Source organism: Mucilaginibacter psychrotolerans, from assembly GCF_004519315.1.
In the GTDB taxonomy this organism is placed as follows: Bacteria; Bacteroidota; Bacteroidia; order Sphingobacteriales; family Sphingobacteriaceae; genus Mucilaginibacter; species Mucilaginibacter psychrotolerans.
The window spans coordinates 14,090-34,804 of record NZ_SOZE01000038.1; the positions used below are offsets into that span (position 1 = coordinate 14,090).

At 43.1% G+C, this 20,715-nt stretch carries 34 protein-coding genes; 25 read left to right on the forward strand and 9 right to left on the reverse strand.

The window, feature by feature from the left end:
* Positions 1-241: 241 nt before the first annotated feature.
* Together E2R66_RS24025 and E2R66_RS24030 are read right to left on the reverse strand one after the other, a co-directional pair.
* Positions 242-925 carry a hypothetical protein gene (locus E2R66_RS24025; protein WP_133235800.1) on the reverse strand — a complete coding sequence of 228 codons (684 nt, stop codon included), beginning with the start codon at positions 923-925 and terminating at the stop codon, positions 242-244.
* A 241-nt stretch (positions 926-1,166) separates the two neighbouring features.
* Positions 1,167-1,478: a hypothetical protein gene (locus tag E2R66_RS24030; RefSeq protein WP_133235798.1), complete on the reverse strand. Its 312-nt coding sequence runs from the start codon at positions 1,476-1,478 to the stop codon at positions 1,167-1,169.
* A gap of 213 nt (positions 1,479-1,691) precedes the next feature.
* Here E2R66_RS24030 and rpsL point away from each other — a divergent pair, with 213 nt between their 5' ends.
* The 8 genes from rpsL (at position 1,692) to E2R66_RS24070 (ending at position 6,584) form a co-directional block, all read left to right on the forward strand.
* Positions 1,692-2,114 (forward strand): 30S ribosomal protein S12, encoded by a 423-nt coding sequence (gene rpsL, locus E2R66_RS24035; protein ID WP_090645085.1) that lies wholly within the window; start codon positions 1,692-1,694, stop codon positions 2,112-2,114.
* A gap of 19 nt (positions 2,115-2,133) precedes the next feature.
* Complete coding sequence (rpsG, locus tag E2R66_RS24040; protein ID WP_067190073.1) at positions 2,134-2,601, forward strand: 30S ribosomal protein S7; 468 nt, start codon at positions 2,134-2,136, stop codon at positions 2,599-2,601.
* Between the two features lie 137 nt (positions 2,602-2,738).
* Entirely contained in the window at positions 2,739-4,850 is a 2,112-nt protein-coding gene (gene fusA / locus E2R66_RS24045) for an elongation factor G (protein ID WP_133235796.1), read from the forward strand.
* Between the two features lie 114 nt (positions 4,851-4,964).
* Positions 4,965-5,270, forward strand: a complete 306-nt coding sequence (rpsJ, locus tag E2R66_RS24050; RefSeq protein WP_022830652.1) for a 30S ribosomal protein S10 — start codon at positions 4,965-4,967, stop codon at positions 5,268-5,270.
* Between the two features lie 86 nt (positions 5,271-5,356).
* Positions 5,357-5,572, forward strand: a complete 216-nt coding sequence (locus tag E2R66_RS24055; protein ID WP_133235794.1) for a hypothetical protein — start codon at positions 5,357-5,359, stop codon at positions 5,570-5,572.
* 89 nt (positions 5,573-5,661) lie between these two features.
* Positions 5,662-5,871: a DUF2683 family protein gene (locus E2R66_RS24060; protein WP_133235792.1), complete on the forward strand. Its 210-nt coding sequence runs from the start codon at positions 5,662-5,664 to the stop codon at positions 5,869-5,871.
* Positions 5,871-6,155 (forward strand): type II toxin-antitoxin system RelE/ParE family toxin, encoded by a 285-nt coding sequence (locus E2R66_RS24065; RefSeq protein WP_133235790.1) that lies wholly within the window; start codon positions 5,871-5,873, stop codon positions 6,153-6,155. The genes E2R66_RS24060 and E2R66_RS24065 overlap by 1 nt, the downstream gene beginning before the upstream one ends.
* A 6-nt stretch (positions 6,156-6,161) precedes the next feature.
* Positions 6,162-6,584: a hypothetical protein gene (locus E2R66_RS24070; protein ID WP_133235788.1), complete on the forward strand. Its 423-nt coding sequence runs from the start codon at positions 6,162-6,164 to the stop codon at positions 6,582-6,584.
* Between the two features lie 536 nt (positions 6,585-7,120).
* Here the strand turns inward: E2R66_RS24070 and E2R66_RS24075 are convergent.
* On the reverse strand, positions 7,121-7,552 hold the full coding sequence (locus E2R66_RS24075) for a hypothetical protein (protein WP_133235786.1): 432 nt from the start codon (positions 7,550-7,552) through the stop codon (positions 7,121-7,123).
* Between the two features lie 126 nt (positions 7,553-7,678).
* On the opposite strand from E2R66_RS24075, the gene E2R66_RS24080 reads away from it, so the two are divergent.
* Positions 7,679-8,842 carry an acyltransferase family protein gene (locus E2R66_RS24080; RefSeq protein ID WP_158288497.1) on the forward strand — a complete coding sequence of 388 codons (1,164 nt, stop codon included), beginning with the start codon at positions 7,679-7,681 and terminating at the stop codon, positions 8,840-8,842.
* A gap of 32 nt (positions 8,843-8,874) precedes the next feature.
* Here E2R66_RS24080 and E2R66_RS24085 read toward each other — a convergent pair whose 3' ends face one another.
* The 3 genes from E2R66_RS24085 to E2R66_RS24095 form a co-directional block, all read right to left on the reverse strand.
* The gene (locus E2R66_RS24085; RefSeq protein WP_133235782.1) at positions 8,875-9,285 is read right to left on the reverse strand and encodes a VOC family protein; all 411 of its coding nucleotides are present in this window, start codon (positions 9,283-9,285) and stop codon (positions 8,875-8,877) included.
* A gap of 96 nt (positions 9,286-9,381) precedes the next feature.
* Entirely contained in the window at positions 9,382-9,810 is a 429-nt protein-coding gene (locus E2R66_RS24090) for a hypothetical protein (protein WP_133235780.1), read from the reverse strand.
* Between the two features lie 45 nt (positions 9,811-9,855).
* Entirely contained in the window at positions 9,856-10,653 is a 798-nt protein-coding gene (locus E2R66_RS24095) for a hypothetical protein (protein WP_133235778.1), read from the reverse strand.
* A 227-nt stretch (positions 10,654-10,880) separates the two neighbouring features.
* Here E2R66_RS24095 and E2R66_RS24100 point away from each other — a divergent pair, with 227 nt between their 5' ends.
* From E2R66_RS24100 to E2R66_RS24110, 3 genes are all read left to right on the forward strand, one after another.
* Positions 10,881-12,137 (forward strand): prephenate dehydrogenase, encoded by a 1,257-nt coding sequence (locus tag E2R66_RS24100; protein WP_133235776.1) that lies wholly within the window; start codon positions 10,881-10,883, stop codon positions 12,135-12,137.
* Between the two features lie 67 nt (positions 12,138-12,204).
* Positions 12,205-12,459 (forward strand): type II toxin-antitoxin system Phd/YefM family antitoxin, encoded by a 255-nt coding sequence (locus tag E2R66_RS24105; protein ID WP_133235774.1) that lies wholly within the window; start codon positions 12,205-12,207, stop codon positions 12,457-12,459.
* Positions 12,456-12,716: a Txe/YoeB family addiction module toxin gene (locus tag E2R66_RS24110; RefSeq protein ID WP_133235772.1), complete on the forward strand. Its 261-nt coding sequence runs from the start codon at positions 12,456-12,458 to the stop codon at positions 12,714-12,716. The genes E2R66_RS24105 and E2R66_RS24110 overlap by 4 nt, the downstream gene beginning before the upstream one ends.
* A 7-nt stretch (positions 12,717-12,723) precedes the next feature.
* Here the strand turns inward: E2R66_RS24110 and E2R66_RS24115 are convergent, their stop codons facing one another.
* Both E2R66_RS24115 and E2R66_RS24120 read right to left on the reverse strand, forming a co-directional pair.
* The gene (locus tag E2R66_RS24115) at positions 12,724-13,557 is read right to left on the reverse strand and encodes a hypothetical protein (protein WP_133235770.1); all 834 of its coding nucleotides are present in this window, start codon (positions 13,555-13,557) and stop codon (positions 12,724-12,726) included.
* A 25-nt stretch (positions 13,558-13,582) separates the two neighbouring features.
* Positions 13,583-14,236: an energy transducer TonB gene (locus E2R66_RS24120; RefSeq protein WP_133235768.1), complete on the reverse strand. Its 654-nt coding sequence runs from the start codon at positions 14,234-14,236 to the stop codon at positions 13,583-13,585.
* Between the two features lie 59 nt (positions 14,237-14,295).
* Here E2R66_RS24120 and E2R66_RS28545 point away from each other — a divergent pair, with 59 nt between their 5' ends.
* On the forward strand, positions 14,296-14,451 hold the full coding sequence (locus tag E2R66_RS28545; RefSeq protein WP_158288498.1) for a hypothetical protein: 156 nt from the start codon (positions 14,296-14,298) through the stop codon (positions 14,449-14,451).
* Between the two features lie 233 nt (positions 14,452-14,684).
* Positions 14,685-14,849: a hypothetical protein gene (locus E2R66_RS28860; RefSeq protein WP_204985986.1), complete on the forward strand. Its 165-nt coding sequence runs from the start codon at positions 14,685-14,687 to the stop codon at positions 14,847-14,849.
* A 29-nt stretch (positions 14,850-14,878) separates the two neighbouring features.
* On the opposite strand, the gene E2R66_RS24130 is transcribed toward E2R66_RS28860, so the two are convergent.
* Entirely contained in the window at positions 14,879-15,079 is a 201-nt protein-coding gene (locus E2R66_RS24130) for a DUF433 domain-containing protein (RefSeq protein ID WP_192902005.1), read from the reverse strand.
* A gap of 235 nt (positions 15,080-15,314) precedes the next feature.
* Between E2R66_RS24130 and rplC the strand changes: the two genes are divergently transcribed.
* The 11 genes from rplC to rplN all read left to right on the forward strand — a co-directional run bounded on the left by rplC (position 15,315) and on the right by rplN (position 20,715).
* A complete protein-coding gene (gene rplC, locus E2R66_RS24135) occupies positions 15,315-15,932 on the forward strand; it encodes a 50S ribosomal protein L3 (RefSeq protein WP_133235764.1) in 618 nt (205 codons plus the stop codon).
* 1 nt (position 15,933) lies between these two features.
* Positions 15,934-16,566, forward strand: a complete 633-nt coding sequence (gene rplD, locus E2R66_RS24140) for a 50S ribosomal protein L4 (RefSeq protein WP_133235762.1) — start codon at positions 15,934-15,936, stop codon at positions 16,564-16,566.
* A gap of 2 nt (positions 16,567-16,568) precedes the next feature.
* The gene (rplW, locus tag E2R66_RS24145; RefSeq protein WP_133235760.1) at positions 16,569-16,859 is read left to right on the forward strand and encodes a 50S ribosomal protein L23; all 291 of its coding nucleotides are present in this window, start codon (positions 16,569-16,571) and stop codon (positions 16,857-16,859) included.
* 7 nt (positions 16,860-16,866) lie between these two features.
* Complete coding sequence (gene rplB, locus E2R66_RS24150) at positions 16,867-17,694, forward strand: 50S ribosomal protein L2 (protein WP_133235758.1); 828 nt, start codon at positions 16,867-16,869, stop codon at positions 17,692-17,694.
* A gap of 2 nt (positions 17,695-17,696) precedes the next feature.
* Positions 17,697-17,963 (forward strand): 30S ribosomal protein S19, encoded by a 267-nt coding sequence (gene rpsS, locus E2R66_RS24155; RefSeq protein ID WP_133235756.1) that lies wholly within the window; start codon positions 17,697-17,699, stop codon positions 17,961-17,963.
* A gap of 6 nt (positions 17,964-17,969) precedes the next feature.
* Positions 17,970-18,398: a 50S ribosomal protein L22 gene (gene rplV, locus E2R66_RS24160; protein WP_133235754.1), complete on the forward strand. Its 429-nt coding sequence runs from the start codon at positions 17,970-17,972 to the stop codon at positions 18,396-18,398.
* A gap of 6 nt (positions 18,399-18,404) precedes the next feature.
* The gene (gene rpsC / locus E2R66_RS24165; RefSeq protein ID WP_133235752.1) at positions 18,405-19,274 is read left to right on the forward strand and encodes a 30S ribosomal protein S3; all 870 of its coding nucleotides are present in this window, start codon (positions 18,405-18,407) and stop codon (positions 19,272-19,274) included.
* Between the two features lie 56 nt (positions 19,275-19,330).
* Complete coding sequence (gene rplP / locus E2R66_RS24170) at positions 19,331-19,753, forward strand: 50S ribosomal protein L16 (RefSeq protein ID WP_133235750.1); 423 nt, start codon at positions 19,331-19,333, stop codon at positions 19,751-19,753.
* A gap of 114 nt (positions 19,754-19,867) precedes the next feature.
* Positions 19,868-20,071, forward strand: coding sequence for a 50S ribosomal protein L29 (rpmC, locus tag E2R66_RS24175; protein ID WP_133235748.1), 204 nt, complete (start codon positions 19,868-19,870; stop codon positions 20,069-20,071).
* 19 nt (positions 20,072-20,090) lie between these two features.
* Positions 20,091-20,345 carry a 30S ribosomal protein S17 gene (gene rpsQ, locus E2R66_RS24180; RefSeq protein WP_067059745.1) on the forward strand — a complete coding sequence of 85 codons (255 nt, stop codon included), beginning with the start codon at positions 20,091-20,093 and terminating at the stop codon, positions 20,343-20,345.
* A 1-nt stretch (position 20,346) separates the two neighbouring features.
* The gene (gene rplN, locus E2R66_RS24185) at positions 20,347-20,715 is read left to right on the forward strand and encodes a 50S ribosomal protein L14 (RefSeq protein ID WP_067059744.1); all 369 of its coding nucleotides are present in this window, start codon (positions 20,347-20,349) and stop codon (positions 20,713-20,715) included.

Below are 20,715 nucleotides of genomic sequence, written 5' to 3' on the forward strand. Positions count from 1 at the left end.
CGTGGCTGTATAAATTTTTCAGCGTTTTCGCTGATGTATTTGGCTTTTAATTATGGCGAATTCGCCGTAATTAATACATTGAAACAAGCCCAACCCAACTAAACCCGATAGCAGCAGAAAGCCCGCAGGAACGAGGACTTGCAGCGAATAGCGGGGCTGGCGGCAGAAAGCAGCACAGGCAATGCTTTTCAAATTAATAATGGTCGTGCCTTATCTGGAGCCCCTACGGATGGCGGGTGGTTTATCTGAAAACACGACCATCAAACGTTCTTTCATCCGCTCCTCCAGTAGATTTCTTCCCTATCAGCACAAGGTAAGTGGAATTGTTCCTCCGGGCAAAAATTATGCGGACGGGCTCTATTTGCTTTTCCTCCTGTCGTAAATAAATGTTCTGTAGGCTATTCAAAGAATACTTTAGCCCAAAATTCTTTAGTTTACCCTGATAAATTATGGTTGAATCATTTTTGCTTATCTGTGATATGCCATCGCCAAAAATGGTTACATAAAGGTGCTGGCTGGTTTCCTGATTTTGCGCTGCATAACTGGATATAACCGAAAGCCTGGAAAATGGAGATGTGTAAACCACATTTTGGGACATTCGGGTTTCTTTATAACTTATCGTGATGATTGAATCCAAAGGGCGGTTAGCCGGGCAATTTAGCTTCGAAATTTCAATAAAATATTCATTACCATAAGCGAAAGCCGATATGGGTTTACGCCCTTTAACGGTCATCGTTTCTGCATCATGGATACTATCCTTTGCTCCAAAAAGAGAAAGGTAAGCAGAGTCCACTGTTTTAGTATAAATAATCGGAAATTCTTTGGAATTTTCGGCTACTGTATTTGCCATCCGGTTACAGGTAATAATCATCGTTACAGCACCCAGTAATGTAAATGTCAATATAACAATGACCGTCTTCTTCATGCGAACGAAAATAATAAATTTAAAAAACAAAATTGCCTTACCTCTTTGTCGCCGTAGCGGCTTCTGATAAGGCACCGCGAGACCAGAAAGCCCATGTTATCAAAACGCTATTGGATAGGGCGCTCGCAATATCTCAACCCAACTAAACCCGATAGCAGCGGAAAGCCCGCAGGAACGAGCACTTGCAGTCCTGATAGCCATTGGGAGGGCTAACGGGAGATAGCAGCATAAGCCTTGCTTTTCAATTTACCATAATTCCGTAGATAATCATCGGCACGAGTATGGCTAAGCCTAATACAAAATAAAACTTATCGCCCTTGTTACGTTTGAGTGCTCCGTTAAACATGCATATTATCAGGAATAATATGCCTGCAATGTAAAAGAGTACGCCTACCCACTCTCTATGGGCGTAAGGCCATTCACCGTTATTTTCCGCTTTAATCTGTTCGTATTTCAGCTGCTTCAAAACATGCATTACAAAAAGGACAAAGAACAGCACGTAAAAGAATACGGAGAAGAAATGTTTGCGTATAATTTGCCAAATATATTTCATGCCCTGCTTTGGCATTAATACAGGAGATTGTAAGAGGTAACCTGCGGGTTGAAACGCCCCAAATCCCCTCAAAATCACCCCATTTCCGCCATCTGCCCACCTAATCAGCCTATTACAAAAACTTTTTCTGCCAACCGCTTGAAAATCAAAAAATAGTGCCTACCTTTGCAGTCCTTAAAATAAGGATAAAACAGTAAATACAAAAAGGAAAAAATGCCTACTATTCAGCAATTAGTTAGAAAAGGTAGAGTAGCTCTGGTTGACAAGAGTAAGTCACCAGCGTTGGACAGCTGTCCACAGCGAAGAGGCGTGTGCACCCGTGTGTACACCACTACCCCTAAAAAACCAAACTCAGCAATGCGTAAAGTTGCACGTGTGCGCCTTACAAATGGTAAAGAAGTTAACGCCTACATCCCTGGTGAAGGCCACAACTTACAAGAACACTCAATTGTTTTGATCCGTGGTGGTCGTGTTAAAGATTTACCTGGTGTACGTTACCACATCATCCGTGGTGCATTGGATACATCAGGTGTTGCGGGCCGTAACCAACGCCGCTCTAAATACGGAACCAAACGCCCTAAACCAGGTCAGGTAGCTGCACCTACAAAAGGCGCACCAGCTAAGAAAAAGAAATAATTAAAGGAGGATAGTAACAATGAGAAAGTCAAAACCAAAAAAAAGAATCCTTCTTCCTGATCCAAAATTCAATGATGTTTTGGTAACCAGGTTTGTAAATAACATGATGTTCGACGGTAAAAAATCTACCGCCTATACTATATTCTATAACGCAATTGATATTGTTGAAAAGAAAACCAGCGAAAACGGTTTAGATAGCTGGAAAAAAGCTTTGAACAATGTAATGCCTGCCGTAGAAGTAAAAAGCCGCCGTGTTGGTGGTGCAAACTTCCAGGTACCAACCGAAGTTCGTCCAGAGCGTAAGGTTGCTTTGGGTATGAAATGGTTAATTAGCTATGCACGTCGTCGTGGCGAAAAAACCATGATGGAGAAATTGGCCGGCGAAATCATCTCTGCTGCAAAAGGCGAAGGTGCTGCTGTGAAGAAGAAAGAAGATACGCACAAAATGGCTGAAGCCAACAAAGCGTTCTCTCACTTCCGTTTCTAATAAGATTACACCGATATAAAAAGGATTACACCGATTATATATTACGGTTACATTGATTTAGTATGATTGCGCCCTTAAGCGTGATCGTACCAAATCGGTGAAATCACAAAAATCAGTGAAATCAAAAAAAAACAAAAATGTCAAGAGATCTAAGATATACAAGAAATATAGGTATTGCCGCCCACATTGATGCCGGTAAAACCACCACCACAGAGCGTATATTGTACTATGCGGGTGTTAGCCACAAAATTGGCGAAGTACACGAAGGTGCAGCTACAATGGACTGGATGGCGCAGGAGCAGGAACGTGGTATTACCATTACCTCTGCTGCTACAACCGTTGGTTGGAAATACAGGGGCCAAAACTACCATATCAACATTATTGATACCCCGGGACACGTGGATTTCACCGTTGAGGTGAACCGTTCATTACGTGTACTGGATGGTTTGGTGTTCTTATTTAGTGCTGTTGATGGTGTTGAGCCGCAATCAGAAACTAACTGGCGCCTGGCTAATAACTACAACGTTGCCCGTATTGGTTTCGTTAACAAAATGGACCGCTCTGGTGCCGACTTTTTAAATGTTGTAAAACAGGTAAAAAGCATGTTAGGCAGTAACGCTGTTCCTTTGCAATTGCCAATTGGTGCTGAAGAGCATTTTAAAGGCGTTGTGGATTTGATCAACTGGAAAGGTATTGTTTGGAATGAGCATGATAAAGGTATGACCTTTACCGAAGTGCCTATCCCGGAGGATATGATAGAAGAAGCTACAGAGTGGAGAGAGAAATTGCTCGAATCTGTTGCTGACTATGATGAGAGCCTGATGGAGAAATTCTTTGATGCACCTGAAACCATCACCGAACGCGAAGTGCTTGACGCTTTACGTAAGGCTGTTTTAGATGCCAAGATAGTTCCTATGGTTTGCGGTTCATCGTTCAAAAACAAAGGTGTACAAACCATGCTTGATTACGTGATGGAATTGCTTCCTTCGCCAATGGACGTGGAAGGTATCATTGGTACCAACCCTGACACCGGCGAAGAAATTTTACGTAAGCCATCAGAAAAAGAGCCGTTTGCAGCTTTAGCATTTAAAATTGCGACTGACCCATTCGTAGGCCGTCTTTGCTTTATCCGTGTTTACTCGGGTAATTTAGAAGCAGGTTCGTATGTACATAACATGCGTTCTGATAACAAAGAGCGTATCAGCCGTATATTCCAAATGCACGCTAACAAGCAAAACCCTATACCTAACGTAGGTGCAGGTGATATTGCTGCGGTAGTGGGCTTTAAGGATATCAAAACAGGCGATACCCTTTGCGATGAGAAACACCCGATCATCCTTGAATCGATGAACTTCCCTGACCCGGTTATCGGTTTAGCTATTGAGCCTAAAACACAGGCCGATGTAGATAAATTAGGTATCGCTTTAGGTAAATTATCAGAAGAGGATCCAACATTCCACGTAAAATCTGACGAAGAAACCGGCCAAACCGTAATTAGCGGTATGGGCGAGCTTCACTTAGATATCATCATGGACCGCTTGAAACGTGAGTTTAAAGTAGAGGTTAACCAGGGTGCGCCACAAGTGGCTTACAAAGAGTCGATCACTGGCACTGTTCAACACCGCGAAACCTACAAGAAACAAACCGGTGGTCGTGGTAAATTTGCCGATATACAGGTTATACTATCACCAAACGACGAAGGTAAAGAAGGCTTACAGTTTGTGAACGAAATTAGCGGTGGTTCTATCCCTCGCGAGTTTATCCCATCTGTAGAAAAAGGCTTCGCAGCTTCTATGGCGAATGGTGTACTGGCAGGTTACCCGTTAACCAGCTTAAAAGTAAGGTTAATTGATGGTTCGTTCCACGCAGTCGATTCAGATGCGCTATCTTTCGAGTTAGCTGCTAAGATGGCTTACCGCGAGGCATTGCCAAAATGTAAACCGGTATTACTTGAGCCGATCATGAAAATCGAGATCCTTACCCCTGAAGAAAACATGGGTGATGTTATCGGTGACATGAACCGTCGTCGTGGCCAACTGTTAGGTATGGATTCACGTGCTGGTGCACAGGTAATTAAAGCTACTGTACCACTTTCAGAAATGTTTGGTTATGTAACCCAGTTACGTACAATCACCTCTGGCCGTGCTACATCTACCATGGAGTTTGACCACTACGCAGAAGCCCCACGTAACGTGCAGGAAGAAGTAGTTGCCAAAGCAAGAGGTAAGAGAGCAGCTGGTAATAACTAAGAATTAGAGAATAGTTGATTGGTGATTAGAGAATAGTTGCCAATCAGCTTTTCAAAACAATAAACCGGCGGGTTATAATTAATAGCTCTTATAGCCAGCCAAAAAACAAATAACATGAGCCAAAGAATTAGGATCAAATTGAAATCTTACGATTACAACCTGGTAGATAAATCTGCCGAGAAGATCGTAAAAACAGTAAAGCCAACCGGCGCTGTAGTAAGCGGACCGCTGCCTTTGCCAACCGAAAAGAAAATTTTCACTGTATTACGTTCACCACACGTAAACAAAAAAGCACGCGAGCAATTCCAATTATGCTCTTACAAGAGGTTATTGGATATCTACAGCTCTAACTCAAAAACTGTAGATGCTTTAATGAAGCTTGAATTGCCAAGCGGCGTTGAAGTTGAGATCAAAGTGTGATAGTACCGGAAGATCCGAAATTGAAAAAGCCATTCTTGAAAAAGGGTGGCTTTTTTGCGTTTGGATAATTTTAGTTAAATTTGGATATGGCAACATATATTGTAAACCCAACAGAGGAACAGGAAAAAGCGTTGGAAGCATTTCTGGAAGGGCTGGACGTTTTCTATATAATGCATGATGACAATCATGAAGAATTGCCACCCCATGTGATAGCCGGAATAAAAGCAGGCGAGGAAGATTTCGAAGCCGGTCGGACAATCTCTATGGAAGAATTCAAAAAGAATTTTCGCGCCGTAAAATGATTTAAATGCCAGAATCCTATCTTATAGCGAAGCCATTCTTGCAAAAGGGTGGCTTTTTTGCGTTTGGATAATTTTAGTTAAATTTGGATATGGCAACTTATATAGTAAATCCCACCGAAGAACAGGAAAAGGCGTTCGATGCTTTTTTGAAAGCGTTAGAGATATCTTTTTTTAAGGACGTTGTGGAAGATGAGTTACCTCCACATGTATTAGCCGGAATCGCCAAGGGAAGAGAAGATATTAAAACAGGCAGGTATAAAACATTTGAGGAGATCAAAGTGAAATACCCCGTTAGATAGTGCTTGATGTAATTTTTTCTGATGAGGCAGAAGATACCTTCTATTCTATCGGGCAGCAAATCGCCGAACGATTCAGCGTACGTGAAGAACGGGAATTTAGGCGTAGGGTATATGAGGTTGTAGGCAAAATAAGTGAGTTTCCGTATATATTTAAAGCTGTTGATGGCAACGTGAATTTAAGAAAAGCGTTTATACATCGAAATTGCTCAATGTTTTACGATGTTGGCGAAACATCAATTGAAATACTTTTCTTTTGGGATAATCGGCAAGACCCGATTTTATAGTTTATCATGGCTCGACACAAACTCTTTTTTAATATACTCTTTTCACTGCTCGTGGTTATCTCTATTGCCGCCTGCAACAATAATAAGCCAATCAAAACCCGAACGCCGAAGGTAGTTGATTCTAAGCATGTATGGAGCTACGGCCAATTAACCGAAACTATCAGGAACGCCAAAGTAATAGCCCAGGTTAATAATGGCATGTATTGCGGTCGTGCTACCTGCGCATCTGTTAGCATAATTGAAGTAAATAAAAAGGACACTATTCGGGTGCTGGAACTCTCCAGCATGCATGCGGATTTTGCAGAGGGGGCAAGGGTTAATATCAAACCCGGCAATAAACCCATCTCATTCGTGTCGATGCCGGTAATAGCGGCTTACGACCGGAAGAATTACAAAACCTATTACGGCACCATACTCGCGGCTAATTAGATTGCCCAAATAGTTAGGCTGTAGTTTTTTAATTAATCGTTTAATTTCTCCCTTAGGCCAGTCTAAGCAATCGGCAATTGGCAGGCAAGTTACTAACAAAACCATCCCTGCAAAAAAGAGGCATCTTTAGTTATATTTAGCTATGCGGAAGCTACTTCTATTTATTTGTATTTGCTGCTTTTGCTTCACCTGTGCATCTATACCCAAGAAGGCATATCAGCGAAGCGCTTGCCTTAATAATTGGAAGTACTTTACCTTGACCGATTCGCTTCAAGGCAGCGTTATCGAGCATCAATCTGCCGGCCCCTGCGGGATATTTGCATTTAATGCGTCGACTATAGTTCGTACGGCCACCAACGATATGATAAGGGTTTTGGAGTTGTGTAATGATACAAAGCTTTTCGTTAAGGGCGATTTTGTAATTATTAAGCCTGCAAAACCCTATGGGGCAATCGTTACCGTTAGCCAATTTGATTGCAAAATAGAGAAGACATGCTACGGAATTATAGCCAAAGCAAATTGAACTATCTTAAGTTTCAATAATGCAACTCTCCGCTTACCAAATCTACCACGAATACGTCGCTTCCTTTATAGGCTATTAACTGTGTACTTGCGGTGAAGTTGCCTGCGGGCACGCTGGTTGCCGTGAAGGAGATACCTGCATCGGTGCTGAACTTTTTGCCGGTGGTTAAAGGCAATTCATTATCGCTTATCAGGCCATCGCCATGAGTTTTCAATATAATTTTATCGGCATTGGTGGTGCCCTCCAATTTTAGGTTAACCGCACCGCCGCCACCGGTGGTAAAACGGGTGACATACCAATTGCTCGTGGTTAAATTAATGGTAGTGCCTTTTGGGCTGGTGTATTTTGCAACGGTAGGCCCGGTGCCTTCGGTTTTAGTGCAGGCGCTAAGCAGTGCGACTACAGACAGTGCCAGCATGAAGGTGTTTTTGGCGATAAGTTTCATATCGTTGTTTTAAGGAATAGCGTTTATTATACATTACGGTGTTTTTAGGTAAACGATACAATCTGCCAAATTATAGTACCGCAATTAGTTATCTTAGCCAACCTATTCATCAGCACTAAAAACGCCTTGGCTTACCTTAAACAACTACTCCATAAATTATCTGCAGATATAACCGCCGTTCCTGCTGCATTGCAGCAAAGCCACTACCCTGCGCTCGATGGCTTGCGGGGGCTGGCCATATTGCTGCTGGTATTCGGGCACTTTGGGGTAAACGATTATACCCGGCACTACGGCATCTTTTTTAACAGCGCCACCGGGGTGAATATCTTATTTGTGCTGAGCGGTTTTTTGATTACCACGCTGCTCATTAAGGAAAAACTGCGGAATGGCAGTATATCCCTAAAGTATTTTTACATCCGCCGGGCCCTGCGCATATTGCCGGTTGCCTGGTTGTTTTTGCTGGTGCTTGCCGGGCTTAACCATGTTTTTGAATTGCATATCCGGCTATTCGATTTTATTGCGGCCATGCTGTTTTTTAAGAACATGCCCGTGCAGCAGGAGCCTTATACCGCGCATTTATGGCCGCTGGCGGTAGGGGTGCAGTTTTATCTTACCTTCCCTATTTTATTGGTGCTTAATATAAGATGGTACACTATTATATCATTGGCTATAGTAATTGTGGTGCCGGTAGTTTGTGTAATAAATCACTTTGCGCCTGCTGTATTTGCAAGTAATGCTGTTTTACATTTGCTTGCACGCATTTGCAATTACATGTTTTGGAAGGGGCCGGTAGTCATCCTAATCGGCTCGGTGTTTTCGCTACTGATGTTTAAAGGAATCATCAATCCGGAGAAGCTGAAAGTGAACCAGCTCTTAAGCCTGGCAATCCTGTTGGTGGGGATTATCGTTCCTGCCAAAACTTTTCTGTTTTACACTAAATACCTGTCAGAATATTTGTCGGCGATACTCATTGGGCTGGCCCTGGTTATTGCCATCAGTCAAAAAGATATCCTGTCGAAAATACTCAGCAGCGCCATTTTAACCACGTTAGGCATGCTATCGTACAGCATTTACATATGGCAGGAACTGTTTTCCGGGACAAGGAACCTGCAGCCATGGATGCAGTATTTCACCCAGTTGCCTTTATGGGCTACTATAGGCTTTAAGTGTATATTCCTCGCCGTTATCGTGAGTTTTTCATTTGTATTCGAAGCCTGGTTCCTCAAGCTGAAAGACAAATTCCATTACACACGCAGCGGCGCAGATAAAAAAGCGGCACCCAAAAACTGAATTCGGGTGCTGTGCGCCGTTGTAGAAATATCTTATTGATGCTGTGGCATGCCGGCAGGGTCCATCCACGCGTATTCCCATTGGTGACCGTCGAGGTCCTCAAAGCTGCAGCTGTACATCCAGCCGTAATCAATTTTGTCTTTAGGAGCGGTTGCGCCGGCTTCTACTGCTTTGCTGAATATATCATCTACCGCTTCGCGGCTTTCTGCAGAAAGACAGGTGATAGATTCCACTACCTTGGTAGAGTCTGCAATTTCTTTGCTGCTGAAAGTTTTGAAGAAGGGGTGTACCAGCAGCATCACGTAAATGGTATCGCTTACGATCATGCAGGTGGCTTGTTCGTTGGTAAATTGCGGATTAAAGGAATATCCCAATTTTTTGAAGAAATCCACAGATTTATCCAGGTTTTTCACGGGTAAATTCACGAAAATTTGAGTTGCCATAGTGTTGGTGTTTGTTTTGTTAAACCAAAGGTATATAAAAACCACCACCACGGTAGCGTGCAAAAACGACCTGTTAATGGCGGTTTTGCGACATGGCTAAGGGTGCAGGAAATCCTGCCAAACGCCTTCCAGTTCGTCGGTCAATTCGGGGTGTATGGATATGCCCGAGGCCTGCGGCGACCAGTTTTGCTTTGCAAGGTTGCCGGTCTTCAGGATATCCATGGTGAGAATAGGCTCTTTATCTGGGTTTAATAAAGTATCGATGCTGATTTCTATGCGGTGGTAATGCCTGCCTTTACGGAAAGCGACGTATGCTTCTGATGAGATAATACCCGAGGCAAAGATTCCCTTAGGTTCAACCCCGAGCCTTACGATATAAGCTCTATCGCCGGGCTGGATTGTTTTATGGCTGGCCACGCTCCAATTGTCAACTAATTTGCCTGTTGTTTTAAGCTTTTGGATATCATCATCCATATCCGCCCAGGCAAATTTTATAGGGTTCCAGCCAAATAAAAAAGCCTTCATTATGTAATTGTAATGTTCGCCCAATAGAGGATTGGAGAGTTAGGCTTAGCCTTTCCCCAACAACTCATCCAGCTTATTACGTTCGGTTTGGAGTTCGCGGGCAAGCTTCTTTTCCTTTTCATTGGCTTTAGCCTTGTAGGTTTTGTAATCCTCTTCCAGCTCGTTATAAAGCTTGGTGCGGTAATTGGCCTCGCGACGGTGGGCCCCCGAACTGGCGATAACAACAATGGCAATTGCACCAAACCCCACCACCAAACCCCACATTATCCAGTTGTAAGTGGCTTTGGTAAGTGGCATACCCAGCAGGCTTACACTATCGGCCTTCGCGTTTGAGGTGGATAGGGTCTGGTCCTTAGCCGTAATATCCGCCAGCAACGAATCCGCCTTTTGCGTTTGCAACTTTAATTTAGTGCTGGCTTCGGTAAGCTTGCGGCGCGTTGCACTCAGCGTATCTGAGTAGTTTTTCCAAAGGGCCATGATCAACGGTTGCTGGTAATGGTAAACTTTGGTCAGCAAGTATTGGTATTGCCCGTTCAGGCTTTTATCGTTCAGCAAGGCAGGATTATCGGGGATGTATTGCGGTATAGGTTTAACGATAGTGATGCCGGTAGTTGCCGGCTTTTGGCCTGCTGTAGTAACGGCTGTTTTCACTGCTGTATATTTTGGCGGCGCGCCTGTGGCTGGTTGCTTTACTATGGGCTTCAATGTTGAGGCCTGCCCGGTGGCTGGCTTAACAACCACAGGTCTTGTTTTTTTTACCGTATCCTGCGCGTAGCCGACAGCGGTAATACCTGTAAAAATAAGTGTGAAAATAATTACGGTTAATTTCGGAAGCTTTATCATATAACGTGTATAGCGGGGGTAACAAGTTTTATTCAAAAAGGCATACAACCTTTAAACGGCAAAATGTAACCTATAGTTTGTAAAATTAATTTTAAGATATTATTTGGCTGTAATTTGCCCGATTTGCCTAATAGCTAAATTCACATCTTAAAAATATAAAAAAGATGGAAACTTTTACTAATTGCCTGTAAATAGCAAAAGCATATATTAGGCCTTTTATTTGTAAGATGCATATAGGGTTTATTGGATTGGGCGATATGGGGCGGTTATACGCCAAGGCGTTTGCCAGGGCAGGTTACGCCGTTTGCGGTTGCGACCTTCCCGCCAACCGCGCACGTTTGGAAGAGGAGCTACAGCCATTGGGCATAAAACTGATGGACGATGGAAAGGATGTATCGCGCGTAAGCGACCTCATTATCTACTCGGTAGAGGCCGACAAACTGGAGCAGGTAGTAGCGCTTTACGGTCCATCAACCAAATATGGCGCAATAGTGGCCGGGCAAACTTCGGTAAAACACCCGGAGATTGCCGTATTTGAGAAGTACCTGCCCGCAGATGCGCAGATCATCACCTTTCATGCCATGCATGGGCCGGGCTTCCAGCCGAAAGGGCAAAAACTTATTCTGATACCGCACCGCCACTCAGGAGATTCTTATCAACAGATGTTCGATTTGTTTACCGCGGTGGAAACCGATGTGGTAGAAATTGCTGATTACCACGAACACGACAAAATAGTGGCCGATACGCAAGCCGTAACGCATGTAGGTTTCGAAAGTATGGGCACCGCCTGGAAATCGGCTGGCTTTTTCCCCTGGGAGAATGCCTCATACGCTGGAGGAATAGATAACGTAAAAATATTGACCACGCTGCGCATTTTTAGTTACAAGGCGCATGTGTACGCAGGGTTGGCCATTTTAAACCCGTATGCGCGGCAGCAGGTAAAGCAATACGCCAATTCCGAATCGGAATTGTTTAAACTGATGATCAAAGAAGAGGAGGCCGGGTTTCGGGAACGGCTTTACCGCGCGCGCGATTTTGTATTCCACGAAAGTCGTAAGCCTATCATGTTCAACGACAAGGTAATGCAGGAGTTTTCGCTAGCGCAGGATGCAGGGCACCAAAAACCTAATTCGCACTTAAGTATATTAAGTATGGTTGATGCCTGGTACCACCTGGGCGTAAATCCATACGATAACCTTATCTGCCAAACTCCGCCATTCAGGTTGCGCCTGGGCATTGCCGAATATCTTTTTAAGAACGAGGAGCTATTGGAAGAATCGATCCAGACCGCGCTATACGATAAAACCATCCGCGGCGACGATCTGGAGTTTCACTCCGCCGTGAGGGAATGGAGCGCCATCATAGGTTATGGCGATATGGAAGGTTATAAGAAACACTTCAACGAGGTGCAGGCCTTTTTTAAGGGAAGGCTGGAGGAAGGCAATAAGCAAAGCGCGGAGTTGATAAGGAGGTTAATGGAATAAATTTGAAGCCTAGTTCGCGTACTTTATAAATTAATTCTTATTTTTGTACTTAAATAAGTACTCTTTTATGGATGTGTTGAATTATACTGAGTTCCGTAAGGACTTAAAAAAAAATCTGGATAGGGTAAACGAGGATGCTGAAATCGTTATTGTTTCTAGAAGCAAAGGCAAGAACGTTGTAGTAATGGATCTTGATGAATATAATTCTATTATGGAAACGCTACACTTAACAAAAAGTGAAGTTAATAGGAAACGTTTGCAGGAAGCTTTAGATGAAATGGATAGCGGACGCTCCTTCACGCACGATCTGATTACCGAATGAAGCTCGAATTGCTATGGCAATCCCATGCCTGGGGCGATTATTTGTATTGGCAGCAAACAGACATAAAGGTTTTGGAACGAATTAATGCTTTAATAAACGATGCATTGAGATCTCCGTTTAAAGGTATCGGTAAACCAGAGCCGTTAAAAGGCAACCTTTCCGGCTGCTGGAGCCGCAGGATCACAGACGAACATAGACTTGTTTATAAAATACGGGATGAAAAACTTTATATCATCCAATGTCGCAATCATTATTAAAACTCTCTTACTTAAAGCCAGGGAACACGATGTGGAAGATTGCCCACCATCCATACTCGCAAGAAAGATATAGCTTAAACGGACCTTTAATGAGTACTTGTTCGCCATTTTCTAAAACCGCATCATATTTTACGAAACCCTCGGCGTAGCCCATGCCCGTTTCGGTCTTAAATTCAAAATCGATTTTGGCAATGGTATAATCAGCATTGGTAAATGCTGTATACGAGTCGAATATGCTTTTAAGCCTTTCCGATAGCGCTTCTTTATTTATAGCAATGTCGCCAGCCAAAACGAATTCATCTGCGAGGCACCAGGCGCCTTTTAAATCGCGTTTAAACCAACCGTTTATGAATTCTTCGGCGCGAGCTGCAATATCCAGTTGGTGATTAGGATGATACTCTTCGTAGTGAAAATGGCTTATCATGCCCGGCACCTGCATGTCATCGGTTTCCTTACCAAATAGCTCCTCTACTATAAACGTGTATTTGATACGGTTTTCATACGCTCCGCTAAAATCAACCACCATGTTTTTTGAAAGCAATAGCGCATTTACTACTTCTAACGCATCGTCCAGGTCCGTGTCGTTCAGTTCATCGGCCCGCTTAAAATTGGGGCGACCCAATATCTCGAAGACGGTTGCGCGCTTGTTTGCCGCATAACTGTTCTCGAAGGCCATAATGTTTTTCAGGAACATGTTTTCTAATTCAGGGTCGAGGTTGCCGCTGCTGAAAGAATCGGCACCATATTCTGCCTTCAGTTTCAGGTGAAGGAATTCATTTTCCATGCGGAGGCTTTCTTCCTCGTTATTGAGGTCATTGTTATTAGGTTGGTCGTTGTTCATGTTGATATTGTTAAATAAGTTTAGGTTAGTCTTTCATCTTCACTAGATAAACTTCGTTTTTATCAGGCATCAAAAACCTGGGATTGTTGCCTTCGTTATAAAAAGGCTCGGCTATTTTCACGTCTCCGGACTGGAAGGACCCACCAAGAATCTCTTGCGCCTCGTCAATCGTGTAGAGCCTTTCTTTAATATTGAACACGAAGCCATATTTGGAGGCCCTGAGCTCTTTCATGCTCACTTTACCTTTGTCTACAGAAAAACTGATAGGTACCGAATATTGAACCCTTACCGGCCTGCCGTTTTGGACACCGGGTGTCCAAGGTTTAGATCCCTGGAGAACACGCACCGCTTCGGCCTCACAGCCTGCACCGATGCAATTCACAGGGGTAACGTTCGTTACCTTGCCATCCCTTTCAATAATGAAAGTGACCACCAATCTCCCATCTATACCTATCAATCGGGCTACCTCAGGGTATTTAAGCGTGCTGCTGATATAACTGCTGAACGCGGGGACGCCTCCCGGATATTCGGGTGGATGCTCTAGAGCGTCAAAATCTTTCCTTTCGCCAGCCGGATGGTCGGTTGCGGATTGTTTTTTTTTGGTCGAATCCGGAACAGTTTGAGCAAATGATAAACCTGTAAGGAATAAGAAAGCGGATAAGGTGTAAAGGCGTTTCATAATGATAAAGGTAAAAATCTCAACTCATTTAATTTAGCGGAAATGTTTATTTTGTTATCATGACAACGCTTACAATAGAAATTTCGGAACGGGCAGGCAAAACGATTACCGACCTTGTAGAGCAGCTAGGAGGAAAGGTTGTAGCTACAGATGCCGAATCAAAAAATGGTAAGACGAAATTATCCCGCAAAGAAAAGGAATTTTTAAGGTCTTGATGAAGCTGTTGATTTTGTGAACAACCATCCAAAGGGTGTAGTCAAACGTAAAACGGTAGAAGAGCTGTTGGATGAACTATAGTATAATTTTCACCACATTCTTTAAACGAGAGTTTAAAAAGCTTCTCAAAAGACACCCATAGTTAAAAGCTGATTTAGAAAAAATAATTATCGGTTTAAACGATAATCCGCAAGCAGGTGAATCGATAGGAAATAGCTGCTATAAAATTCGAATGAGCATTTCATCTAAAAACAAAGGCAAATCCGGCGGCGCAAGAGTAATAACTTACGTGAGATTTGTTGACGAAGAAATATATCTATTGGCGATATACGATAAATCTGATTTGAGCACCATAGCCGATGAGCAGATACTGGAAAGGATAAAAAATATCAAATAATTCCAATTCATGCAATAAATGGAATCTTGTTATAAGTGGTAATCTTCATACTGCAAGCACTGGTCAATATCTTCTGGCTCTAAGTGAGGATATTCATCGATAATTTCCGCTTTTTGCATCCCATTTGCAATAAGATTTAGCACTAACGACACTGTAATACGCAGCCCCCTGATGCATGCTTTACCATTCATCACGTTAGGGTTGCTCGTTATCCTATCTATTTTTAACATAATAAAACGGTTTTATAGCCTATAATATCAAATATACACAAAATAAACGCTTATAAAACAGCCCGTTTTGCCACCAGGCCAACCTCGTTTTTACCAAGCAAATAATTATTTAAAAATAACTTGCTAAGTATTTGACAATTAATACAAAATTCCTATCTTTGCCGTCCCTTAAGGGGAAATCATATGCCTTGAACGAAGCCCTACTGCTTCGATGGGCACTAATAAAATAAAGAAAATGTCAGGAATAATTGGTAAAAAAGTAGGAATGACCAGCATTTTCGATGAAACAGGGAAAAATATCCCCTGCACTGTAATCGAAGCTGGCCCTTGCGTAGTAACTCAGGTCAGGTCTGTAGATACAGACGGATACGCTGCTGTTCAGTTAGCGTATGGCGAAAAGAAGGAGAAAAACACCTCCGCACCTCTAAAAGGCCATTTTGAAAAAGCCGGCACCACTCCTAAGCGTAAGCTTGTAGAATTCAAAACTTTCACGGATGAAAAAGCTCTTGGTGACACTGTTACCGTAGATATTTTTGAAATCGGTGATTTTGTTGATGTGGTTGGTACTTCAAAAGGTAAAGGTTTCCAGGGTGTGGTAAAACGTCACGGTTTTGGTGGTGTGGGTATGCAAACTCACGGTCAGCACAATCGTTTACGTGCACCAGGTTCATTAGGAGCTTCTTCTTGGCCTTCACGTGTATTTAAAGGTATGCGTATGGCTGGTCAAATGGGTAACGTTCGTGTTAAAGTACAAAACCTTCAGGTTGTTAAAGTATTTAGCGAGCAAAACCTAATCGTAGTTAAGGGTTCCATCCCAGGAGCTAAGGGTTCATTCGTAATATTGGATAAATAAGATGGAAATCAACGTATTAAATCTATCAGGTAAAGAAACAGGTGCCAAGGTGCAACTGCCTGAATCCGTATTCGGTGTAGAGCCCAACGATCATGCTATTTACTTAGATGTAAAGCAGTTCTTAGCTAACCAGCGCCAGGGTACACACAAATCAAAACAACGTAATGAAATTGCAGGTAGTACCCGCAAATTACATAAACAAAAAGGTACAGGCGGCGCCCGTGCCGGTAGCATCAAATCGCCATTGTTTAATGGTGGTGGCCGTGTTTTCGGTCCGCAGCCACGCGACTATAGCTTTAAGCTGAACAAAAAGCTTAAATCATTAGCACGTAACTCTGCCTTATCATACAAAGCAAAGGATAACAATATTTTGGTATTGGAAGATTTCAACTTCGATGCTATCAAAACCAAAACTTATATCCAAATGGAAGCCGACCTGAATGTAACTAACGATAAGACGTTATTGGTACTTGCAGGTGTGGAAAATAACAATGTGTATTTATCAAGCAGGAATCTGAAGAAGACTAAGGTAATAAACGTTACCGATATTAACACTTACGATGTGTTGAACGCCGGAAAACTTATCCTTACTACAGGTGCTGTTAAAACTTTGGAGGAAGCATTAGCTAAGTAATTATGGAAATTTTAAAGAAACCCTTACTTACTGAAAAGGTTGCTCAATTAACTGAGAAGCTTAACCGCTACGCTTTCAAGGTTGATCCCAGGGCCAACAAAATTCAGATCAAAGGCGCTATTGAGGCTATGTATGGTGTTAACGTTACAGCAGTTAACACAATGAAATACGCAGGCAAACTCAAAACCCGCAACACAAAAGCAGGTGCAGTATCTGGCCGCGCCGCTACTTACAAAAAAGCCATCATTACGCTGAAAGATGGTGAAACAATAGATTTTTACAGCAATATATAATAAGAAGATGGCAGTAAAGAGATTTAAACCGGTTACGCCGGGTACCCGCTTCAGAGTTGATGTATCTAACTCAGATATTACAACAAATGTTCCTGAAAAGTCATTGGTTGTATCAGTAAATACAAGGTCAGGCGGCCGTAACCACGATGGTAAAATGACCATGCGCTATTTAGGCGGTGGTCACAAGCAAGCATACAGGTTAATTGATTTTAAACGTAACAAGTTTAACATCCCTGCAAAAGTTGCAACAATTGAATACGATCCAAACCGTTCAGCACGTATAGCTTTGCTACACTTTGTTGATGGCGAGAAACGATACATGATAGCCCCTACAGGTTTAACAGTTGGACAAACTGTTGTATCTGGCGAAGGCGCTGCTCCTGAGGTTGGCAACACTATGCCCCTTAAGAACATCCCTTTAGGTTCTATTATCCATAACATCGAGCTTAACCCTGGTCAGGGTGGTATCATAGCACGCAGTGCAGGTACCTACGCACAGTTATCTGCACGTGATGGTAAATACGCCATTATCAAATTGCCTTCTGGCGAAACCCGCATGATACTGGCTACCTGTCTAGCAACTATAGGCTCGGTTTCGAATGCCGAAAGGGCTAACGCCGTATTAGGTAAAGCCGGTCGCAAACGTTGGTTAGGTCGTCGTCCTCGCGTTCGTGGTGTTGCCATGAACCCGGTAGATCACCCTATGGGTGGTGGTGAAGGCCGTGCTTCGGGTGGCCATCCACGTTCACGTAAAGGTTTGTTAGCTAAGGGCTACAAAACTCGTGACAAGAAAAAAGGGTCTGATCGTTATATCATTGAAAGAAGGAAGAAATAATAATGGCACGTTCAATTAAAAAAGGACCTTACATAGATCATAACCTGGAAAGAAAAGTTCTTACCTTGAATGATTCTAGTAAAAAATCAGTTGTTAAAACATGGTCGCGCCGTAGCATGATCTCTCCTGATTTCGTTGGTCATACATTCGCAGTACACAACGGTAATAAATTTATCCCTGTGTACGTAACAGAAAACATGGTTGGTCACAAGTTGGGCGAATTTGCTCCAACCCGCACATTCCGCGGTCACGCAGAAAAGAAAAAATAACAGGCAATGGAAGCAACAACAAAAATTAAAAGGTCTGTACAGATCAGGCAACAAAAGGAAGCTGCGAAACTCGTTGTGGGTGGCTCGTCTATTGCCAAGTTACAGAACTGCCCAACTTCACCGCGCAAAATGCGTTTGGTGGTTGACCTGATACGTGGTGTTGAAGTTAGCAAGGCTTTAAACATCTTAAAATTCACTAATAAAGAAGCAGCTATACGTGTAGAGAAGCTTTTGTTATCAGCCATCAAAAACTGGGAAGCAAAAAACGAAGACAAACGTATTGAAGATAGCAACCTGTTTGTGAAAGAGGTATCAGTAGGTGGTGGCCGTCAGCTTAAAAGGTTACGCCCGGCTCCGCAAGGAAGGGGTTACCGCATACGCAAACGCTCTAACCATGTAACACTGATTGTGGATAGTAAAAACGATAACAACTAATTTGAAATGGGACAAAAAGCACATCCAATAGGTAACAGGTTAGGGATCATCCGCGGTTGGGATTCTAATTGGTTCGGTGGAAATCACTATGCCGACAAATTAGTTGAAGACGAAAAGATCCGCAAATACTTATCAGCTCGTATCAATAAAGGTGGTGTATCTAAAGTTGTTATAGAACGTACTTTAAAACGCATCACTGTAACTATCCACACCGCCCGTCCGGGTATTGTGATTGGTAAAGGCGGCGCTGAGGTTGATAAAATCAAAGAAGAGCTAAAGAAATTAACCAAAAAAGATGTTCAGATCAACATCTTCGAAATAAAACGCCCTGAGCTTGATGCCCAGTTAGTTGCCGAAGGTATTGCTAAACAACTTGAAGCACGTATCTCTTTCCGCCGTGCCATGAAAACTACCATCGCATCTACCATGAGGATGGGTGCCGAAGGCATCAAAGTAATGACCAGCGGCCGTTTAGGCGGTGCCGAAATGGCTCGTACCGAGCAGTACAAAGAAGGACGCATACCATTGCACACTTTCCGTGCCGATATCGATTACGCTTTAGCAGAAGCATTAACTACTTATGGTAAAATAGGTGTTAAGGTTTGGATTTGCAAAGGCGAAGTTTACGGCAAACGCGATCTGTCTCCAAACATTGGTGGCACAAGCAGCGCAAGCGGTAAAGGTGGCAGGCCAGAAGGCGCAGCCGGTTTCGGTGGCCGTGACGGTGCAAGAGGTGGCGAACGTGGTGGCGAACGCCGTGGCGATCGTAAACCAGGCCCGGGTGGCGACCGCAGAGGCGGTGGCGGCCAGGGTGGTAACAACCGCCCAGGTGGTGGCCAGGGTGGTGGTAACCGTCCCGGTGGCCCAAGGAGATAATATTAACAATAAGGTTAGAAAAGACATATCCGTGACGGATATAAAAGCTTAATAAAATGCTACAGCCAAAAAGAACGAAGTTCAGAAAGATGCAAAAAGGCAGGATGAAAGGGTTAGCCAGTCGTGGCACCGAGCTTTCATTCGGATCTTTCGGTATAAAATCACTCGAAGCAGCCTGGATTACCAGCCGTCAGATCGAGTCTGCACGTATCGCTGTAACACGTTTCATGAAACGTGAAGGCCAGGTGTGGATCAGGATATTTCCTGATAAGCCTGTAACCAAGAAACCAGCAGAGGTACGTATGGGTAAAGGTAAAGGTGCTCCCGAGTATTGGGTAGCAGTTGTACGCCCGGGCAGGATGATATTTGAAGCAGAAGGTGTACCCTTGGAGGTTGCCAAAGAGGCCTTGCGCCTAGCTGCACAGAAATTACCGGTGCAAACCAGATTTGTAACACGTAGGGATTACGTAGAGGCATAAACGCGGAGTTGAAAGGTTGTAAGGTTGAATGTTGCAAAGTTGAGATGACTTTTCAACCCAAAAAGAAACATTACAACATTAATACATTCCAACATTACAACAAACAATAAGAAAATGAAGAACTCAGAAATTATAGGGCTTACTACCGAAGAATTAGCGGCGAAGCTCGGCGAGGAAAAAAGTCAACTGACTAAACTGAAATTTGCTCACGCGGTTTCGGCTATCGAAAATCCAACCCGCATTACTAAAGTGCGCAAGGAGATTGCTCGTTTAAACACTGAAATAACAAAGCGTAAAGCTGCGTCGGCTTCTAATTAATTTTAAGCGTCGGAAAACAATGGAAAGAAATTTAAGAAAAACACGTACCGGCCTGGTAGTAAGCAATAAGATGGAAAAATCTATTGTAGTTGCTGTAGAGCGGAAGGTGAAGCACCCCATCTATGGTAAGTTCGTAAAGAAAACTACCAAATTTATGGCTCATGACGAAACTAACACATGCGGTGTTGGTGATACCGTATTGATTATGGAAACTCGTCCGCTGAGTAAGAACAAAAACTGGAGATTAGTTCAAATTTTAGAAAGGGCTAAATAACATGGTACAGCAGGAATCAAGATTAAATGTAGCCGATAACAGCGGAGCTAAAGAAGTTTTAGTGATACGCGTATTGGGCGGTACAGGTAAAAGATACGCTTCTATCGGTGATAAGATCGTAGTGACCGTAAAAAGCGCTATCCCATCGGGTAACGTTAAAAAAGGTACCGTATCTAAAGCCGTAGTGGTAAGAACCAAGAAAGAGATCCGCAGGAAAGATGGTTCATACATCCGTTTCGACGATAACGCAGCCGTGTTATTAAACAACCAGGATGAGCCAAGGGGCACACGTATCTTTGGCCCAGTTGCCAGGGAACTGCGTGAAAAACAATTTATGAAAATTGTATCATTAGCACCGGAGGTATTATAA

Coding starts and splice junctions, on each gene's coding strand:
- E2R66_RS24115 (WP_133235770.1), bottom strand. CDS start 13,557: ATGAACAACGACCAACCTAATAACAATGACCTCAATAACGAGGAAGAA.
- rpmC (WP_133235748.1), top strand. CDS start 19,868: ATGAAGAACTCAGAAATTATAGGGCTTACTACCGAAGAATTAGCGGCG.
- rpsQ (WP_067059745.1), top strand. CDS start 20,091: ATGGAAAGAAATTTAAGAAAAACACGTACCGGCCTGGTAGTAAGCAAT.
- rplB (WP_133235758.1), top strand. CDS start 16,867: ATGGCAGTAAAGAGATTTAAACCGGTTACGCCGGGTACCCGCTTCAGA.
- E2R66_RS24105 (WP_133235774.1), top strand. CDS start 12,205: ATGGATGTGTTGAATTATACTGAGTTCCGTAAGGACTTAAAAAAAAAT.
- rplN (WP_067059744.1), top strand. CDS start 20,347: ATGGTACAGCAGGAATCAAGATTAAATGTAGCCGATAACAGCGGAGCT.
- E2R66_RS24110 (WP_133235772.1), top strand. CDS start 12,456: ATGAAGCTCGAATTGCTATGGCAATCCCATGCCTGGGGCGATTATTTG.
- E2R66_RS28545 (WP_158288498.1), top strand. CDS start 14,296: ATGACAACGCTTACAATAGAAATTTCGGAACGGGCAGGCAAAACGATT.
- E2R66_RS24030 (WP_133235798.1), bottom strand. CDS start 1,478: ATGAAATATATTTGGCAAATTATACGCAAACATTTCTTCTCCGTATTC.
- rplC (WP_133235764.1), top strand. CDS start 15,315: ATGTCAGGAATAATTGGTAAAAAAGTAGGAATGACCAGCATTTTCGAT.
- E2R66_RS24090 (WP_133235780.1), bottom strand. CDS start 9,810: ATGAAGGCTTTTTTATTTGGCTGGAACCCTATAAAATTTGCCTGGGCG.
- rpsJ (WP_022830652.1), top strand. CDS start 4,965: ATGAGCCAAAGAATTAGGATCAAATTGAAATCTTACGATTACAACCTG.
- rplP (WP_133235750.1), top strand. CDS start 19,331: ATGCTACAGCCAAAAAGAACGAAGTTCAGAAAGATGCAAAAAGGCAGG.
- E2R66_RS24025 (WP_133235800.1), bottom strand. CDS start 925: ATGAAGAAGACGGTCATTGTTATATTGACATTTACATTACTGGGTGCT.
- E2R66_RS24100 (WP_133235776.1), top strand. CDS start 10,881: ATGCATATAGGGTTTATTGGATTGGGCGATATGGGGCGGTTATACGCC.
- E2R66_RS24070 (WP_133235788.1), top strand. CDS start 6,162: ATGGCTCGACACAAACTCTTTTTTAATATACTCTTTTCACTGCTCGTG.
- E2R66_RS24095 (WP_133235778.1), bottom strand. CDS start 10,653: ATGATAAAGCTTCCGAAATTAACCGTAATTATTTTCACACTTATTTTT.
- E2R66_RS24055 (WP_133235794.1), top strand. CDS start 5,357: ATGGCAACATATATTGTAAACCCAACAGAGGAACAGGAAAAAGCGTTG.
- fusA (WP_133235796.1), top strand. CDS start 2,739: ATGTCAAGAGATCTAAGATATACAAGAAATATAGGTATTGCCGCCCAC.
- rpsS (WP_133235756.1), top strand. CDS start 17,697: ATGGCACGTTCAATTAAAAAAGGACCTTACATAGATCATAACCTGGAA.
- E2R66_RS28860 (WP_204985986.1), top strand. CDS start 14,685: ATGAGCATTTCATCTAAAAACAAAGGCAAATCCGGCGGCGCAAGAGTA.
- E2R66_RS24060 (WP_133235792.1), top strand. CDS start 5,662: ATGGCAACTTATATAGTAAATCCCACCGAAGAACAGGAAAAGGCGTTC.
- rpsC (WP_133235752.1), top strand. CDS start 18,405: ATGGGACAAAAAGCACATCCAATAGGTAACAGGTTAGGGATCATCCGC.
- rpsG (WP_067190073.1), top strand. CDS start 2,134: ATGAGAAAGTCAAAACCAAAAAAAAGAATCCTTCTTCCTGATCCAAAA.
- rplV (WP_133235754.1), top strand. CDS start 17,970: ATGGAAGCAACAACAAAAATTAAAAGGTCTGTACAGATCAGGCAACAA.
- rplW (WP_133235760.1), top strand. CDS start 16,569: ATGGAAATTTTAAAGAAACCCTTACTTACTGAAAAGGTTGCTCAATTA.
- rplD (WP_133235762.1), top strand. CDS start 15,934: ATGGAAATCAACGTATTAAATCTATCAGGTAAAGAAACAGGTGCCAAG.
- rpsL (WP_090645085.1), top strand. CDS start 1,692: ATGCCTACTATTCAGCAATTAGTTAGAAAAGGTAGAGTAGCTCTGGTT.
- E2R66_RS24085 (WP_133235782.1), bottom strand. CDS start 9,285: ATGGCAACTCAAATTTTCGTGAATTTACCCGTGAAAAACCTGGATAAA.
- E2R66_RS24130 (WP_192902005.1), bottom strand. CDS start 15,079: ATGTTAAAAATAGATAGGATAACGAGCAACCCTAACGTGATGAATGGT.
- E2R66_RS24120 (WP_133235768.1), bottom strand. CDS start 14,236: ATGAAACGCCTTTACACCTTATCCGCTTTCTTATTCCTTACAGGTTTA.
- E2R66_RS24075 (WP_133235786.1), bottom strand. CDS start 7,552: ATGAAACTTATCGCCAAAAACACCTTCATGCTGGCACTGTCTGTAGTC.